Raw genomic sequence first — 18,068 nt, 5'->3', positions numbered from 1 at the left:
GGACAGGCCGTAACGGCAGGCCGCTGGGACGATGCGAACAACTTCGTGTCGGGAAGTTCGCCATATACCTTTACGGGAACGGCCACGGATTTCGGGTCGACCTTCTGGGATTCAACTTTAAGTATTGAAGACTTTTTCGAATCGAGAGTGAGCATTTATCCAAACCCTGTGACAAGTACTTTAAACATATCTATTAAAGACGAATCAATAGCAGGGCTATCATTGAATGTTTATGATTTTTCAGGGCGAAAAGTCCTTACAAAAGCTATCAATAGTGGATTAAACAATTTAATTGATTTATTATCACTTCAAAATGGAATATATATACTGACACTTTCTAATGGACCGAATATCGTACTGTCAGAGAAAATCGTGAAGCGTTAATGCGATTATATGACTTAATTAGAAAATCAAATTATTATGAGAAACAAAAGACGAAATTTGATTCACAATGTAACTTGGCTTCTAATTTTAATTGTACCAATAGTAATTTTTGGGTTTTTAATGAATTATTTTTTTAGTTAATAATTCTAGTTGAAAAGGCCGCTCTTTGAGGCGGCTTTTTTATATATCATTAGCATTATTTGTTTTGCTATGGCTTTTAAACTATTTTTTTATCGCTGATAAGCTGTTAAAGATTATAAATATAAGTTTACTAATATTGATAGATAATTATTTAGAACTTTACTTAGACTACTATCTTTGTTGTTATGACAGACAATTTTGTGAATGAATTCTTTGGTATAGGTATTCAAAATGGGAAAACACCAGAAAATTTGGGCGTGCTCTGGCGTTCGGCGCAAAACTTGGGTGCGAGTTTTATTTTTACCATAGGGAATCGCTATGCCAAACAAGCATCTGATACGCATAATGCGGTAAAGTCGATGCCTTATTTTCATTATGAGACCTTTGATGATTTTTTTAACAATCTCCCAAAAGGGGCACGATTGGTAGGTGTTGAACTCACGGATGAAGCTGAGGATTTAGAAACATTTCATCATCCAAGACGTTGTGTGTATTTATTGGGCGCTGAAGATCATGGGTTATCCAAACAGGCTATAGAAAGAAGTCATTTTCTGGTAAAATTTAAATCCCAATTAAGTCTTAATGTCTCTGTAGCGGGTAGTATTGTCATGTACGATAGAGGTATTAATAAGCCAAGGGTCTAATTACTTGTATTTTCTCACAAAAAAGAGAATTATTCCTAAAACAGCAGATCCTAAGACTAACCAAATCCATAAATCACTAGTAGCATTAATATCTATTGGGGTTGTATCTCCAATTAAGACTAAACCTGCCCAATATTGTGGTGCAATGGTCCTACCTTCAGCATTAGAGATATATTCTAGTTTAGCTGCTTTAAGTGCTTCGTCCTTTTTTAGACCTTTTGAAATATTATCGTAAAAATACCCTAAGATTTTAGCACTAGATTGTTCGTCAATTTTCCAAAGACTTGTTAAAATACTTTCACTACCTGCATAATTAAATGCATGAGCCAATGATATCATGCCTTCGCCAGGTTGGTAACTTGGTTTTCCCGTTTCGCAGGCCGTTAATATAGCTAGGTTTGAGGCCAAATTCTGGTTGTAAATTTCGTAGGTGTATAATGAGTTATTTTCATCCTCGGTGTTCTTGGCAAATATCAATCTCGAAAACTCTGGTGCGATATTATCAGATTCCGCATGTGTACCAATATGAATTATTTTATGCTCTTTAGCATTTTTTGTGAATACACTTTTAGATGCATGTTCGTTTAAAAAAGAGTTTCCGTTAAAGAACACCGAATAACTCTTGGTTAAATCTTTTGCGAATGGCTGGGGCAATAATCTTAGATAGCCGTAATCCATGTTAACAGAATCTTTTATTGCGATTTTATAATTTGTTTTCATCTCGTCACTAAACTCTGGCGCAAAGCCAATAAAATTAGAATTATAACCAACGGGCTGACTATTTTTATCGATTAAGAAAAGGCTATAGTTATAAGATATCGTATGGGTTGCTAAAAGACTATTGGAGCTTAAATCTTTGTAGTTATCGCATATCTTTGTGGTCAATAATTCAAAACTTAAGTTAAAAAGTTCTTTGTCAGGAATGATAATAACATAATCCGTATCTACATAGCTTTCTAGTGGTTTCCATAGTTGATCGTACAATTCTGACTGAATTTTAAATGAAGTCTCTATGGCTTCCGTTTTTTTATTGAGCAGAGCTATATGATCGCTTATGTCTTTAGGACCTAAAGCAACGATATTGATAGAGGAAGAATTTATTATAAACGCATATAGGTCTTCATAGATATAAAGGTACCTTACAATTGTTGAGGATTGAGGTACATTACGTTTTAAGTCCTTTAAGGATTGTGATATAGAAGCATATCGTAATTTGTAATAATTGGGATATTCATTTTTTAGGCGTGCAATAAACTGTGACCATTTTTTTTCATTTTCAATAAAAGTGTCAAAGTTAGCATCTTCATTTAAAAAGCTATTCAGCTTACGCTTTAGCGTTCGCTCTTCTTCCAAGATCTCTTTTGGTAAATTTGCAGTTAGCTTTATCGATTTTGAATTTAATCTATTTCTAATCTTATTGTAAATCATAGATTCGTGATATCCAAGCAAGGCCTCTAGGTATTCTTCTTTTTTAGTCAGTTGATAGAGTTCTAAATTTAGAGTCTTGGCAATTTTAAAAACACCTAAATTATTCTGAATTAAAATTGCTGTGGAATTATCATTGGTAATCACTGACTTTTTTTCTTCCAGAAGCTGAATAGCCTTGTCGATTTGGGTAAGTTGTGATCTTAAAAAAGCTTCATTTTTATTTTGAGTTAGCTTTAGATTAGTTTTTACCTTCAGTAGAATGGCACTCACCTTATTACTTTCTATTTGTAAACTATTCAGCTTACTATTTTTTACAAATTCATTAGAGTTTAGTAATTCTATAGCTTGATTACAATAATCGAGTGCTTTATTATAGTCCTCATGGTGGTAATAAATATCCGCTAGATTAAGCACTTGAAAATACTCTAATAATGTCTTTTCACCCTGATTATCCTTTATGTATTTTAAAGCTTCAGATGCCATTAATAGAGCTTTATCCTTTTCACCAATTTGCGAGTAAAAGTTAGAAGCATTTACAATGAAATCTATATAAAGCTCGTCATAATAGTCACCAAGGGAGGCCTTATAATAGTTTTCACTCTTTTCAAGATGTACTTTAGCATCGTTTTCTTGCCCTAAATCCATATATAGCAAGGCTTTGTTATAGTGAGCATCAGCAAGCCAATAATCATAATCACCATTAATAGCCTTGAAATTTTTGATGCCTTCATCCAAAAGTCTATCAGCCTCTTTGTAGTTTTTCAGTGAAACATCAATCTGTCCCAGTAAAACTTTTCCTTTGGCAATTTCGGGACTCTCGGGAGGAAGATTTTTCTTTTTTTGCTCGTAGGCATATGTGATGAGTTGTTTGGCTTTTTTATAATCACCTATTTCCTTGTAAAGACCTCCGTAGTTGTCAATGGCTTGAAATAAAAACTGTTGCGCGTATTGTCGACGAATATCACTTATATCTTCTCTCAAAAAAGCATGCAGATAGTCGACCGTAGTTTGCATGGCTTTGATTGAAGCGTCCATATTACCTTGGATGCTGTAAACTGCAGCTATATTATTATTAAGACTTGCTGGGCGGTAATATTTGTTGATAGGACTTTCTTCTAGTTTTTTTAAGGTTTTCTCAGCTTTTTTGTAATAATACACAGCACTATCAAATTTTGAGGTATACCACATCATGGCGCCCAAGGAATTATATGAAATATAATAACTATCTGCTTTAGACGTGGAATCACTTTGTAAAGATCTAAGCCCTCTTTTATGATATTTAATTGCGGTAGTTAAATCTCCTAAACGCGAATAATAAACACCTAAGTTGCTCTCTATTAGTGCCAGGTCTTTTCCTGTGGCGTCAGGCATTTTCTCAGTAATTTCTAAGGCCTTTAAATTATAATTTTTTGCTGTTTCGGAGTCACCAATGGATTCATGGAATGAACCAGTTTCCAGAGCTAGCTGGCGTAAAGCTTTTTTGTTGTCTGTAAGCGATTTGATTCTGGATTCGAAGTCTAGAATGACTTTTATAGCTGCCTTAGTTCCATTTTTTTTGGACTCTATTTGTCCTATATAGTACACGTAGTCCATAGCTTCATAAAACTTGTTTAATGCTATGAGAGAATCAATATTTTTATATGCGAATTCTTCGGCCTTTTTTAGCGCTTCATTATTGAGATAGCTGTCTAATTTTTTAAGATTAGTTTCATTGGTGTTTTGTGAAAATAAGCCACCAAGGGTACTCACTAATACCAAAAGTAGAAGTGTAATATGTTTAATGTTGCCCATTTTAATTCAGTTTTTTTAGTAGGTCTTTTGCTTTAGTAAAGTCAGACTTTTTTAAGAAGTTGATGGCTTCATTTTTGTTGTTTGCCTTTAAATATGCCAATCCGAGATAGTAAAACGCTTCGTTTTTAAAAGTTGTGTTTGCTTGTTTGGTCACTTCCAACAAATAGGATATTGCTTCATTTTCTTTTTTATAAGCTAGTAGAGCAGAGCCCACAAAATAATTTAATGTGTCATTGGTGGTTTTGGTCTTAAGCTGATTCTTCCATGTATTTAGTGCATCTTGGTAGTTCCCCTGTTTGTAGGATACCATGGCTTCGTAAAATTCGTAATTCTCATTACTGCCCATTGTGGTTGGTAAGCCTGGATCTGGTGTAAAATACTTTGCGTATAAGCGTTCATTTGTATTATCATTTAAAAACCAAAAACTACCAGCAGCAATAATAAGTGCTGCAGCAACGGTAATTCTCTTCCAGTTTAAGGATTTTACTTTAGGTTTTTTTGTGGTTTTGTTTTTGTCCGTAGATAAGTCGTGGTGGAAATGATCTAACTGTTCCTTAAGTGCTTGGGTTTCTATACCTGTTAAAACAGTTCTTATATCCTCTACCTTTGTGGCAAAACCATCTTCGTTCTTAAGTCTATCTTCAAATTTGAGTGAGTCTTCATCAGAAAGCGTATCTGTTAAATAGGCCTCAATGATTTCAAATTCTTCTTGTGATATATTACGTAAGTCCATTGCTATTAATTATTTTTTAGGGCTATTTGTCTTAATTTTTGCATACATCTGTATTTTTTGTTTCGAGTAGAGGCCGAATCCAATTTTAGTTCTTCTGCTATTAGATTCATGGATTTCTTTTCGAAATAAAACATACGAAGTATGCTTTTGCATGCATCACCCAAATCTTTAAAGGCCAGCATTACATCTTCTAATCGTTTATCTTTTAAAATGTCATCATCGATACCATTATTTTCTCCATCTTTTATTTCAAAATAAGACAACTGGGAAGCAATAACTGTTTTTTTGTAACCTTGGGAGCGTAAAACATCCATCCATTTATTTTTAGCAATAGTGTACAGATAACCATTAATTGAAGATTCGTTCTGTGGGATGAACTTATCTTGTTTCACATTTTGCCATACGGCTAAAAATGCCTCTTGAAAAATGTCTTTTGCATGATCTTTAGTACCGTTATTTTTTAAAACCAGTGTTTCAACTTTAGGATAATTACTGGTATAAATACGTCTTAAAGTAACGGAATCATTACTCTTGATGGCACTAACGATTTGTAGTTTTTGGCCAGTTTTATATACTTCCCTCATGTTAATAGCTAAACATGAGTAAGATACAATTATTTCAATTTTTTACCAATACTTACTATAATTCATATAGGTTTTTTTAACGACGTTACTTCTTTATCATGTCTTTACCTAGCCAACCTCCACCAACTACAATTAACAAAATACCTGCCCAACGCATTAAGTTAAAACCAGAAGATGGTGGGTCCATATCAAATTCAAAAACAGTTTTTCCAAAGGCATTATTATCCGTTTTAATGTTTTTAGCATCGTTGGGTAACTCTATAATAAAGGTTTGTTGTAAGTTACCACCATACTCAGGCGGACTGCTCACCAGCATATATTTGTTTTCTGCCAGTTCTGTAAGTTGGGCGTTTTTCTGATCAGTATCTACAACCCATTTACCACGCTTATTAATCTCACATGCACCATAGGCATTAAGACTTAGATTGAAAGAACGATTCATGTCATCTTTTTCAAGTTTAAAATCGTCCAGAAAATAGGCGGGCATGTTGCGTTCTATATCGCGTTTTAATGCAGAAGGATTATTACCATAATTGCTATTCCATACTTGCCATTGTTGAGCATTCATGGTCGAGGTAATTTTGAGCTTTGCATTGCCAATAGAATCTATTCGCATTTCTATCTTTTGTTGTAACTGCGCATTGATTGTAATGCTAAATAGCATTGTACTTGCGACTATGATTGTTGTTAAAGTTTTCATTTTTTTATTTTATCTGATGCTGTTATAGACTTGATTTATTATCCCAGAATTTTGATTGTACATATAATCAGGCGATCCCACCGCAACTATTCTTATACCTCCTTGCCTTCTTAGAGCTTTGCCTATCCAATTAAAGTTGCCGTTAGCAGAATAAGTTTGTCCTGCAAGACTATTACCGTTAGACTGATATTGCATCTCCATACCAAAACTCATAAAATATTGGTTTAAAGTGTTCATGGCCTGTTGCATATTGTTAGTTGGGATATCGTAAATGGATACTGTGGTCATTTGGTCCGGTGCAACAACCTGTGCTGTAAGAATTGGCATTTGAGGTGCTGGACGCATCATGGTTTGCCATCCTGCCGGAATTGAAAACGATAGGGCGTTTCCAGTACGAAGTGGACGATCTGGAGTTATGATGTTGTTACCACCATTATTGTTATTTGGTACGATTTGTGGACCGCCACCAGACCATGAGGCTACAATGTCATCTACTTTTTTACGCATAAAGTCATTATCCTTTAAATCCATAGAAGTAACACCTAGGGCATTGACACCATGAATATCGACGAATGTATACCGAGGATCACCCATTTGCGCAAATTTCATAAATTCTTGAAGTTGTTTTTGTCCTGTTTTGAAGGCATCTTCCGCACTAGCAATACCACCTAAACCTTCACCATTTATGCCAGTAGCTTCGATAGCATAATATTGGCCATTCATTCTAAATCCAGGATAGGCATGGCCTGGTACAAAAAATATAATCGGGTCTATCCCAGCAGTAGACAACACACTCGCATATAAAGTGCTGAGTTCGATACAGAGTCCGGTGTTGCCTGTAATAACTTCTCGCGGTAAACGAACCTGTTGAACAAGTGACGCAACATCGTCGGTACTTTTTGGTACGCCTTTAGTGCTACTGTACACCATATGTGATAAACGCGTAGCCTCATAAATACCCATTAAAAATCGCACAGCATCTTTTTCATTTCTTGAGATGCCTGCTGCTTCCCCCTTTAATACTTTTTCTTGAAGATTTTGAGCGTAGTATTTTACAACTGGGTCATTAGGCGTTACAAAACAGGCAATAAGTGCATCGTTATCATAGATATCGGCATAAGAACTGATCTCTTCGCTTTTAATACCGGTGTAGACATATTCATTTCTATTAGTTAATTTAAAAGTAAAATCCTCTTCAATGATATCATCTTCTTCAGCGCCATCCCAAGAGATTTCAATTTCGGTTTTTTCGACAGATTCTGTTGTTTTTTCTGTAATATCATTGTTAAACTTTGGGTAACATGGCACCACTAAAGTTTGTCCTGGGAACATTTCACCCGAAACTGTTAACTCTGTCCAATCAATATAATTTGGAATACGATATTTTACAGTCACATCCTCGAGAGTTTCAGAAGAATTATTAGTAATTTTAGCTTTAAACAGATAGTATTTACCATCAAGAGCATCAGGATTGGAATACACTCTATGTGCAGCTGGCATTATAAACGAGGTTTTGTCAATAGTAATGTCAATATCATCAGCACTACCTGCTTTTGAACCAAAAAAGCTCAATGCTGTTAGGATGAGACCTAGTGTGCACAGGGCTAATGGGATGGCTAGTTTTTTCATAATTAAATAGTTTTGGTTGTTAATTACTTTTTTTATGGGATATTAGGATTATTGTCGTCTGGATCTACCAATACATTCCATCCATCACCATCATTGTCAACCACGTTTCCATTAGTATCGACATATAATTGATAGTTTAATGGTAAAAAGGTCTGCTGTACTTGCTGTTCGTATTCAGCTTCTGGTGCCGTGGTAACCGAAATCGCAAACGAAGTTCCGCCAGCCACATAGGTTGCAATAACCCAAAATTGGGCTACAACACCATTAAAGCGAAGTAATCTTGCATTAAACTCTCGAGGAATACCAGCAAAAATTTCCTGTTTCGTTTCGGTACATAAAACCTCTGGTGTACCATTGAAACCATAGAAGGCAAAAAAGGTATTGATTTGAGATGCCAGAATATCTTGAGATGGTATCTGTTGTAGGATAAAACTATTTGGTACCCATCTAAATACAACATTATTGTCGCCTCTAATGACATCAACACCAATTGATGATGTTTGTGGATTTGTAATTTCATTGGCAGAAAATCCTTGTGGAATGGTGAATCCCAATAACGGATTTTGGCTATGGATGAATTGCTGTCCTGGATTTTGTAATGTTGGAAAAACAGGCCAAGGTACAGGTATAGCATTTGCAAAATCCCAATAAGCACCAGAATAGCCAACAGCGTTATCACAACTCGATGCTCGGTTGATAAAACTATTATTGTCGTTATCATCTCCAGATGAGCATGATACAACTACCAATACAAATACTGCTAATTTTAAAATTTTAAAGCGATTCATAAGAAATGGTTTTTTAGTTCATTTCTTACTTATCGACGAGCATCTAAAATGTCATCAAATTTATTTTTGCAATGGATAGTTTCTATCCTGAGGAATGATTAAAATAGACCTGTGATTTCTCCACTGTCGCTAATATCAATGCCTTCGGAAGCCGGATGGGCAGGTAAACCAGGCATTCTCATAATCTCACCGGTAATTGGAATAAGAAAACCGGCACCAGAAGCTATCTCAATTTCCCGAACGGTTATAATGAAATCCTTGGGTCTCCCTAATAGCTTTGGATTGTCGGATAATGACTTTTGAGTTTTTGCAACACATATCGGAAGATTTTCCAGTCCTAGATCTTTAATTTGTTTTAGTTGGCGTTTGGCAGTGGAGTTGTAATCAACATGTTCAGCACCATAAATGTTTTGGGCAATAGTTTCAATTTTGGTCTCTATGTTATCATTCCACTGATAGAGAGGCTTAAATTTTGTCTTGCAGGCTTCTGCTACTTCAATGACGTGTTCTGCTAACTTTATGGCGCCTCTACCACCCTTAGCCCAGACATTAGCCACGGCACAACGTATATTTTTGATTTTGGCAAAGTCTTTTATAAGTTCAATCTCTTCTTTGCTATCAGACTTAAACCTATTGATTGCTATGATTGGCGTCACCCCAAATAGTTTGATATTTTCTAAATGTTTCTCAAGGTTAGGTAAGCCATCTCTTAAGGCATCGATATTCGGAATATCTAAGGATTTTATATCTGCACCACCATGATATTTTAAAGCACGAATCGTAGTAGTTAGTACAACAGCTTTTGGTGAAATATTAGCACTTTGACATTTAATGTCGAAAAACTTTTCAGCACCTAAATCAAAACCAAAACCTGCCTCGGTGACGGTATATTCGGAGTAGGTCATACCCATTAAAGTTCCTATGACGGAATTTGTTCCCTGCGCTATATTTGCAAACGGACCACCATGAATTATTGCAGGATTACCCTCAATGGTCTGTACTAGATTAGGTTTAATAGCATGCCGAAGTAAAGTGGCCATTGCTCCCGCCACTTTTAAGTTGCGTGCGTAAATAGGTTTTTTATCGAAAGTATAGCCTATAAAAATATTGCCCAATCGTTTTTTTAAATCACTTAAGCTTTTGGAAATACACAATATGGCCATAATTTCTGATGCTGCCGTAATATCAAATCCAGTTTCTCTTGGGATTCCAGAAGATGTACCGCCAAGCCCAACAATGATTCGTCGCAAGGCCCTGTCGTTCATATCCACCACGCGTTTCCAAGTAATTGTTCTAGGGTCTAATCCCAAAGAGTTAGTTTTACTTTGAATATTATTATCGATGATCGCTGCAAGTAGGTTGTGTGCTTTTTCTATTCCTGAAAAATCCCCAGTAAAATGAAGGTTAATATCTTCTAATGGCAATACTTGTGAATATCCTCCACCAGTTGCTCCACCCTTTATACCAAAAACTGGCCCCAAGGAAGGCTCTCTTAAGACGACTGTAGTTTTCTTTTTCAACCGATTAAGTGCTTCAGACAGACCAATTGAAATTGTTGTTTTTCCTTCTCCTGCGGGTGTAGGGGAAATTGCGGAAACAAGTATAAGATTGCTTTGTTTTGCTTTGTTTCTATTAATGCAGGATAATGGGACTTTAGCTTTGTATTTACCATACATATCAATAATGTTAGGATCAATACCAAATGTTTTTGCTATTTCTGTTATAGGTTTAAGCTTTACTTTTTTTGCTATCTGAAGATCTGTCATTATAATTCGCAATAGATTAGTTAACAATCAAAGTTATAGTTTTGTCTAGAGTTAAAGGGTGATTTTTGTCATATGTTGATTGTTCTGGTTTTAAATGGCTTTTATAAATACCAAAGATGTAACTTTGTGAAAAATATCACATATGCATAAAGCAGGTTTTGTTAATATTATTGGTAATCCTAATGTGGGGAAATCCACTTTAATGAATGCTTTTATAGGCGAAAAGTTATCCATCATTACCTCTAAGGCACAGACAACAAGACACCGTATATTAGGTATAGTTAATGGTGATGATTTTCAGGTGATATTGAGCGATACACCTGGCATTATAAAACCAGCTTATGAGTTACAGGAATCCATGATGGATTTTGTAAAGTCTGCTTTTGAAGATGCTGATGTTTTAATCTACATGGTAGAAATTGGCGAGAAAGAACTAAAAGACGAAGCCTTTTTCAAAAAGATTACTAATTCAAAAATTCCAGTACTTCTGTTGTTGAATAAAATTGACAACTCTAACCAAGAGGAGTTAGAGGCGCAAGCAGAACTATGGCAAAATAAAGTACCTAACGCAGAGTTTTATCCTATTTCTGCATTAAATGGGTTTAATGTTGAAAACGTATTTCAAAGGATTATAGAATTGCTACCAGAATCTCCACCATTTTACCCTAAAGATCAGTTGACTGATAGACCTGAGCGCTTCTTTGTCAATGAAGCCATCAGAGAGAAAATATTATTGCACTATAAAAAGGAGATCCCTTACGCTGTTGAGGTAGATACCGAAGAATTTTTTGAGGAAGAAAAAATTATTAGGATACGTTCAGTCATTATGGTAGAAAGAGAAACTCAAAAAGGCATTATTATAGGCCATAAAGGAACAGCCCTAAAACGTGTTGGCGTAGAAGCCAGAAAGGACTTAGAACAGTTTTTTGATAAACAGATACACCTAGAATTGTATGTAAAAGTCAACAAGAATTGGCGAAGCAATCAGAACCAATTAAAACGCTTTGGCTATAACCAAAAGTAACCTAGCTCATAGCATGGATATCTTTACTTCTTAATGTGTCTCTCATAAAATGGTGTAGTTGATGCATTTGCTCCATACCCGCTTTTTTTCCAAGACGCCCACTAAAATACAGTGCAAACCAAACGACAATCATCATTAAGGTCACAAATAACTGAACTGCGTAATCATTGTCTAAAGACCAATTCACGTAAGCCCAGATTGCAAATCCGACAAAAATACAAGCTACCACAAAATGTAAGAACATAAACATGGTCCAAACCGTTGGGTTTGGTCCAAATAGTCCATAAATAGTACTGATGTCCTTGTCATCGTAATCTTCGTTAATTTCGAGATGCAGTTGAGGTGACCAAAAATGCTGCTTATCCTTAGGGATTTTAATGAATACATGATCGTCCACACGAGTTACAATAAAATCAGACTGTTTTTTACCTTCGGTCTCAAACAACGAAAGTAAATGCTCATTGTCATGGTTGACATTGAATTTAAATCTTGGTCTTAAAATAATGTCATTATCTAAATTCACTAGGATTAATTTTCAAGTCTAATTTTAAGGTTGAAAATAAGCTTATTATATATAATTTTAACCAAAAAGCATCTTTTTTTGAGGTTTGATTGAAATATTTGTTTAAAAATTAGATGATTAGCAGAAATACTCGTTGAAGGATTTTGTAGGTTTTTTCTTTAGCAATAGCTTTGTCATCCTCAATTTTGCCAAAAAATGAAAACTTATACACTCTTTTTAGCATTATTTATTATGTGTCAACTTTCGGCACAAGTTGGTATTGGTACAACTTCTCCAAATCCTTCTTCTGCCTTAGATATTGACGTTAATAATGCAGGTTTATTAATACCTAGATTGACTTCTACAGAACGCAATGCAATTGTAGATCCTGCCAATGGATTGTTAATTGTAAATACAACTGAAAAAGTATTTCAGTATTACTACGATGGTACATGGTTTACATTAAATTCCGCACAAGACTGTGGTATTGCCAACTTTCCTAGTACCTTTAACATATTTATGGACAAAGGGGCCACCGAAAGCGTTGTAACCAGATTACAAGAAACTTTGGGTACGCCAGGTAACTTAACGACAGCTTTGGTTTTCTCGGATACTGGTTTTGATATTAGTGTTAATAGCATTACACCAAACAATACTAATGTAGCGACTGCTCCCGGAACAACGGATCAGACAATTGCATTTACATTAGAAAATAGTTCAACAGCTGCAGTAGGAGATACAGGACAGGCAATCTTCCAAATTGTAGCAGATTGTGGCGAGGTAGCCTTTGTTACGGTCAATATAACTATAACTGGATGCGAGTTTGACATTACTAACAATAGTAACCTTACCCAATATGTAACACGCCCAGTTTCTGGCTCTAAGCCCATAAATTTTAACTTTTTCATAGCACAAGCCGGAACAAATGCTGGTAATGTTAGTATTACCTCTAATGATATCGCAAATATTAATGAGTCTTATAGTGCAGCCTGTTCTTATGACTGTAGTTTAGACTTTGATTTAAATGTATTACCCTCAGCACCAATAGGTGCAAACAATTATACATTAACCTTTACATCAGACTGCGGATTTTCTACAAGCTTGGCCTTAACTGTAATTGTTGAAGCCAATCCAAGAGATTGTAAACAGATACTGGCCGAAGATGCATCGGCTACCGATGGTGTTTATCAGATAGACCCAGATGGCGGTGGTGGTATGGATGCTTTCGATTGTTATTGCGATATGAGTACTGATGGCGGAGGTTGGACCCTAGTAACAAATTATGTAAGGCCCGCTGGTTCTAACCCTACTGAGCAGATTCGAGACATCAACTTGCCACTTTTAGGAACAAGTACGGTGAGTCCTGCCCCACCAAACGAAAGTGGCACAACATTTTGGGGGCATGCCTCTAATACCTTACTCGGTAATTTTGATTTTAATGAGGTGCGTTTTTATGGATTATCCAGTGGACATGCAAGAGTTTTACACTTTAAAATCGCACAAGACGATATGATTAATTATTTTCAAACGGGTACAGGTGGTGTAGATTTAGATGATTTAAGGAACAATTATTTGCCATTTACAGACCATACGTCTAACCTGCCTTTCGTTGCATTCAACCGCAGTGTTAATAGAGGTGATTTAGCTATGATAGATAATCCATTTACTAGAAACAACCAGAACGAATGGCGGTGTGGTTTCAGCAACGGTAGTGATGATTGGGAAATGGATGATGCTCCAAATGACGAAAGAAACAGTACTTTGCATAGGATATGGATTAGATAATTCGTTTTTATTAAGATTTTAAATTCAATGGGCTATAAGGTTATTTTCGTAATTTTATAGCCAATTTTTATAGGATGGGTATTGTTGCTATTGTTGGGAGGCCAAATGTTGGTAAATCAACGTTTTTTAATCGTCTAATTCAAAGACGGGAAGCCATTGTCGATGCCGTTAGTGGGGTTACAAGAGACCGGCATTATGGCAAGACCGATTGGAATGGTAAGGAGTTTTCCTTAATCGATACCGGTGGTTATGTTGTAGGTAGTGATGACGTTTTTGAAGCCGAAATAGATAAACAAGTAGAACTGGCTATTGATGAAGCGGATGCCATTATTTTTATGGTAGATGTAGAAAGTGGTGTAACAGGCATGGATGAAGATGTAGCCAATTTACTTCGAAAAGTAGACAAACCTGTTTTCCTGGTAGTTAATAAAGTTGATAATAATAAACGCGCCGAAGATGCCGTTGAGTTTTATGCCCTAGGTCTTGGAGATTATTATACCATTGCAAGCATCAATGGTAGCGGTACAGGTGATTTATTGGATGCCGTTGTTGAAGCCTTACCAGAAAAAGAAGACATAGAAGAAGAACAATTACCCAGATTTGCTGTAGTAGGGCGACCTAATGCTGGGAAATCCTCCTTTATAAATGCATTAATAGGCGAGGAGCGTTATATTGTAACTGATATTTCAGGGACCACAAGAGATGCTATCGATACCAAATACAATCGATTTGGTTTTGAGTTTAATTTGGTCGATACCGCTGGGATTCGTAAAAAATCTAAAGTAAAGGAAGACCTAGAGTTTTATTCAGTAATGCGAAGCATCAGAGCTATAGAGCATTGTGATGTTTGTTTATTGGTCTTAGATGCCACACGTGGATTTGATGGGCAGGTTCAGAATATATTCTGGCTCGCCGAACGTAATAGAAAGGGCGTTGTTATTTTGGTAAATAAATGGGATTTAGTTGAAAAAGATACCAGAACAGCTAAAGCATTTGAGCAATATATCAAAAAGCAAATTGCACCATTTACAGACGTACCGATAGTATTTATTTCTGTACTGAATAAGCAGCGTATTTTTAAAGCTATAGAAACAGCTGTCGAGGTTTATAAAAATCGTACAAAGCGTATAAAAACAAGTGTGCTTAATGAGGTTTTACTACCGATAATAGAACAAAACCCTCCACCGGCATACAAAGGTAAGTATGTAAAAATCAAATACATTATGCAGTTGCCAACACCGCAACCACAATTTGCGTTTTTCTGTAACTTGCCACAATATGTAAAAGATCCTTATAAACGTTTTCTAGAAAATCAATTGCGAGACCATTTTAACTTTAATGGTGTTCCGGTTAGTGTATATATGCGCAAAAAGTAGTATATTAACTACGCTATGTTAAGGGTAAATTCATACTTACTTTTTTTATACAGTGCCTTTGCTTTTCTGCTAGTAAGTCATGCACAAAATGCGCCACAAATTAGTGTTTCAGGAAACCAGTTGTATTGTGGTGAAGCACCTATGCCAATAGTTACAGATATAAGCATTTCAGGAGGCGGAGGTGGTTTGGATGTGGTTTATATACAAATTACTGAGGGCTATACTTTTGGATCGGACGTGCTTGAATTAACGGGAGATCACCCAAGCATTTCGGCATCATGGTCTTTTCAAACAGGATTACTAACACTCACAGGACCAGCTAGTCATACTGTATTTGAAAACGCGATCAGTGCAGTGCGATTCAGTACGATAGCAAATAATTTTACGCAAGACAGATATTTTTCTATTAATCTAGGTGAAGCCGGCTTTCTTCCAGCTACAGGTCATTATTACCTCTATGTAGAAGATGTAGGCATCACTTGGTCCGACGCTAGGAATGCCGCAGCTCAATCTACCTATTTTGGTCTACAAGGGTATTTGGCAACGATAACAACACCAGAAGAAGTACAGATAACAGGTATACAAGCCGAAGGTACTGGCTGGATTGGAGGTACCGATCGCGCCCAAGAAGGTGTATGGCGGTGGGACACTGGCCCTGAAGCTGGACAAATATTTTGGAATGGCGCTGTAGATGGTAGTTCCCCTGATGGTATGTTCGCCTTTTGGAATGAGGGAGAACCAAATAATTTGGGCGAAGAACATTATGCTCATATTACAGATCCTAGCATTGGTGTTTTAGGGTCTTGGAACGATTTGGTAGTTACCGGCGCAACCAATCCAGATAGTGCTTATCATCCGCAGGGTTATATTGTGGAGTTTGGTGGCTTAAATGGTGATCCCGATATCAATGTTTCGGGAAGTACAATCATCGTAATGCCAAAGACCGAAATTACAGCTAACAGTGTTTGTGATGAAGGCATGGCAGAGATAAGTCTCACTACCAATGTGGATGAGGTCTTATGGTATGAAACGGAAACTTCCACTGAAATTATTAATACAGGGCTTTATTATGAAGACCACATAAACACGGATACTACCTATTATATTTTACCATTGTTTGATGGGTGTGATGGAGGCAGTAGAATTCCAGTTACCGTAAACGTTTTTGTGTCACCAATTGCTAATGATATTGCTATAGTTCAATGCGATGATGAAGTTGTCGATGGCATTTCGAGTTTCAACCTTAATAATTATGCAGATGATATTGTGAGGGATGAAGCAGGAGAGGTGGAAACAACATGGCAGGTTTCGTTTTTTGAGGATGAAGCACTAACAATTCCCATTAATGGTGATAATTATGAGAATACCCAAAACAATCAAGTCATTTTTGCTAGGGTTCTTGATGGGTTTTCTGGATGCTTCAGTAGTTCTGAGGTGACATTGCAAGTCAATGTATCGGATGATTTTTCTGCCAGTCTCGAGGTTTGTGATGACTTTGTTGTAGATGGCTTTGTTTTTTTCGATCTTACCGAAGCAGATAGCCAAATATTGGGCAATTCGCCGATTAACGCAGAGGTTGGATATTTTGTAACTTATAACGAAGCACTCTTAGAGACTAATGAGATTACTGAGGAGTATTTTAATGAAGTTCCCTATAGCCAAACCATTTATGCTAGAGTAGAAATTGATGATACATGTTACGCCATTAATGAAGTATTCTTAACGGTAAAAGACGTGCCTAATTTGGAGCAATACGAAGAGGTGTATTATTGTTTAAATACTTTCCCAGAGACCATAACACTTAATGGAGGTATTATTGGGGATATCCCAAATAATTATGCTTATGATTGGTCAACAGGTGAAACTACTATAAGTATAGAAATTAATGAAATAGGAACTTACGAAGTGTTGGTGACGAGACCCGCTGGTTGTACCAACCAAAGGGTAATTAGGGTATTTCCGTCGAGCACAGCGGTTATTGAAACTATTAAGGTTAATGATATATCGAACAACAATACAATTGCGGTTTTAGTATCGGGTGAAGGCGAATATGTCTATGCGCTCAATGATGAAAATGGTGTCTATCAAGAATCCAATATTTTCGAAAATGTTTCTGCTGGAATCCACACCATTTATATAAAGGATATAAAAGCTGATTGTGGCATCGTTTCAGAGGAGGTGTCCATTTTAGGATTCCCAAGGTTTTTTACACCAAACGGTGATACCGTAAACGACACTTGGCAAATCAAAGGGTTTTCTTCTCGATTTCCTAATACAGCTTCTGTAAAAATATTTGACCGTTATGGTAAACTGATGATTGTCCTTAATGAGCAAAACCCAAGTTGGGACGGTCAGTACAATGGCCATTTACAACCCAATGACGATTATTGGTTTCTAGCCGAATTGATAGATGGTAGAACCTTTAGAGGCCATTTTACACTAAAGCGATAGATAGCATGAAACGGGTAAAGCTCTCGTCCCGTTCTTTTCCAGGTGTTTTAAAATCGTTGTGATTAGATATCAAAAATACTTTTTAGGAGAACCGCCCAAACCTACTATTTATTTAGTCCAATTAAAATGTAGGTAATAACTTATTTTTACGTATTCAGAACAGCGGTTCCCCCACCCAAGGCGGTACTTGGCTAAACACGCATTTCACAGGACGTTTTAAGCAATATCTTTGTAGGTAAAAATTATACAATATGATAATTATCAGGTTTTTGTAAAAATTTCCGAAGTAATTTTAAGGGCAACACAATTAGCTTACCCAAAAGGGAATTATACGATTGCCCT

Annotated in this window: 14 protein-coding genes; 6 read left to right on the top strand and 8 right to left on the bottom strand. The window is 36.2% G+C overall.

Features of this window, described 5'->3' with window-relative positions:
- A partial coding sequence (locus tag Q0972_RS16095) for a T9SS type A sorting domain-containing protein (protein WP_299367746.1) occupies positions 1-384 on the top strand: 384 nt, incomplete at its 5' end.
- A 326-nt stretch (positions 385-710) separates the two neighbouring features.
- Entirely contained in the window at positions 711-1,169 is a 459-nt protein-coding gene (locus Q0972_RS16090) for an RNA methyltransferase (protein WP_299367743.1), read from the top strand.
- Here Q0972_RS16090 and Q0972_RS16085 read toward each other — a convergent pair whose 3' ends face one another.
- From Q0972_RS16085 to Q0972_RS16055, 7 genes are all read right to left on the bottom strand, one after another.
- The gene (locus tag Q0972_RS16085) at positions 1,170-4,388 is read right to left on the bottom strand and encodes a CHAT domain-containing protein (RefSeq protein ID WP_299367740.1); all 3,219 of its coding nucleotides are present in this window, start codon (positions 4,386-4,388) and stop codon (positions 1,170-1,172) included.
- A 1-nt stretch (position 4,389) separates the two neighbouring features.
- Positions 4,390-5,121 (bottom strand): hypothetical protein, encoded by a 732-nt coding sequence (locus tag Q0972_RS16080; RefSeq protein ID WP_299367737.1) that lies wholly within the window; start codon positions 5,119-5,121, stop codon positions 4,390-4,392.
- A 5-nt stretch (positions 5,122-5,126) separates the two neighbouring features.
- The gene (locus Q0972_RS16075; protein WP_299367734.1) at positions 5,127-5,705 is read right to left on the bottom strand and encodes a sigma-70 family RNA polymerase sigma factor; all 579 of its coding nucleotides are present in this window, start codon (positions 5,703-5,705) and stop codon (positions 5,127-5,129) included.
- Positions 5,706-5,790: 85 nt separating this feature from the next.
- Positions 5,791-6,405: a hypothetical protein gene (locus Q0972_RS16070; protein ID WP_299367732.1), complete on the bottom strand. Its 615-nt coding sequence runs from the start codon at positions 6,403-6,405 to the stop codon at positions 5,791-5,793.
- 9 nt (positions 6,406-6,414) lie between these two features.
- Entirely contained in the window at positions 6,415-8,034 is a 1,620-nt protein-coding gene (locus Q0972_RS16065; protein WP_299367729.1) for a hypothetical protein, read from the bottom strand.
- A 32-nt stretch (positions 8,035-8,066) separates the two neighbouring features.
- On the bottom strand, positions 8,067-8,822 hold the full coding sequence (locus tag Q0972_RS16060; protein WP_299367726.1) for a hypothetical protein: 756 nt from the start codon (positions 8,820-8,822) through the stop codon (positions 8,067-8,069).
- 98 nt (positions 8,823-8,920) lie between these two features.
- Positions 8,921-10,588 carry a formate--tetrahydrofolate ligase gene (locus Q0972_RS16055; RefSeq protein WP_299367723.1) on the bottom strand — a complete coding sequence of 556 codons (1,668 nt, stop codon included), beginning with the start codon at positions 10,586-10,588 and terminating at the stop codon, positions 8,921-8,923.
- A 142-nt stretch (positions 10,589-10,730) separates the two neighbouring features.
- Between Q0972_RS16055 and era the strand changes: the two genes are divergently transcribed.
- Complete coding sequence (gene era, locus Q0972_RS16050; RefSeq protein ID WP_299367720.1) at positions 10,731-11,612, top strand: GTPase Era; 882 nt, start codon at positions 10,731-10,733, stop codon at positions 11,610-11,612.
- Between the two features lies 1 nt (position 11,613).
- On the opposite strand, the gene Q0972_RS16045 is transcribed toward era, so the two are convergent.
- On the bottom strand, positions 11,614-12,135 hold the full coding sequence (locus tag Q0972_RS16045) for a GTP-binding protein (protein ID WP_299367718.1): 522 nt from the start codon (positions 12,133-12,135) through the stop codon (positions 11,614-11,616).
- Positions 12,136-12,330: 195 nt separating this feature from the next.
- Between Q0972_RS16045 and Q0972_RS16040 the strand changes: the two genes are divergently transcribed.
- From Q0972_RS16040 to Q0972_RS16030, 3 genes are all read left to right on the top strand, one after another.
- Positions 12,331-13,899, top strand: a complete 1,569-nt coding sequence (locus tag Q0972_RS16040; RefSeq protein WP_299367716.1) for a fibrinogen-like YCDxxxxGGGW domain-containing protein — start codon at positions 12,331-12,333, stop codon at positions 13,897-13,899.
- 74 nt (positions 13,900-13,973) lie between these two features.
- Complete coding sequence (gene der, locus Q0972_RS16035; protein ID WP_299367713.1) at positions 13,974-15,275, top strand: ribosome biogenesis GTPase Der; 1,302 nt, start codon at positions 13,974-13,976, stop codon at positions 15,273-15,275.
- A gap of 15 nt (positions 15,276-15,290) precedes the next feature.
- The gene (locus Q0972_RS16030; RefSeq protein WP_299367710.1) at positions 15,291-17,726 is read left to right on the top strand and encodes a T9SS type B sorting domain-containing protein; all 2,436 of its coding nucleotides are present in this window, start codon (positions 15,291-15,293) and stop codon (positions 17,724-17,726) included.
- Positions 17,727-18,068: the final 342 nt, after the last annotated feature.

The organism is Winogradskyella sp., from assembly GCF_028282165.1.
Lineage (GTDB): Bacteria > Bacteroidota > Bacteroidia > Flavobacteriales > Flavobacteriaceae > Winogradskyella.
This window is presented reverse-complemented; position numbering and strand designations above follow the sequence as displayed.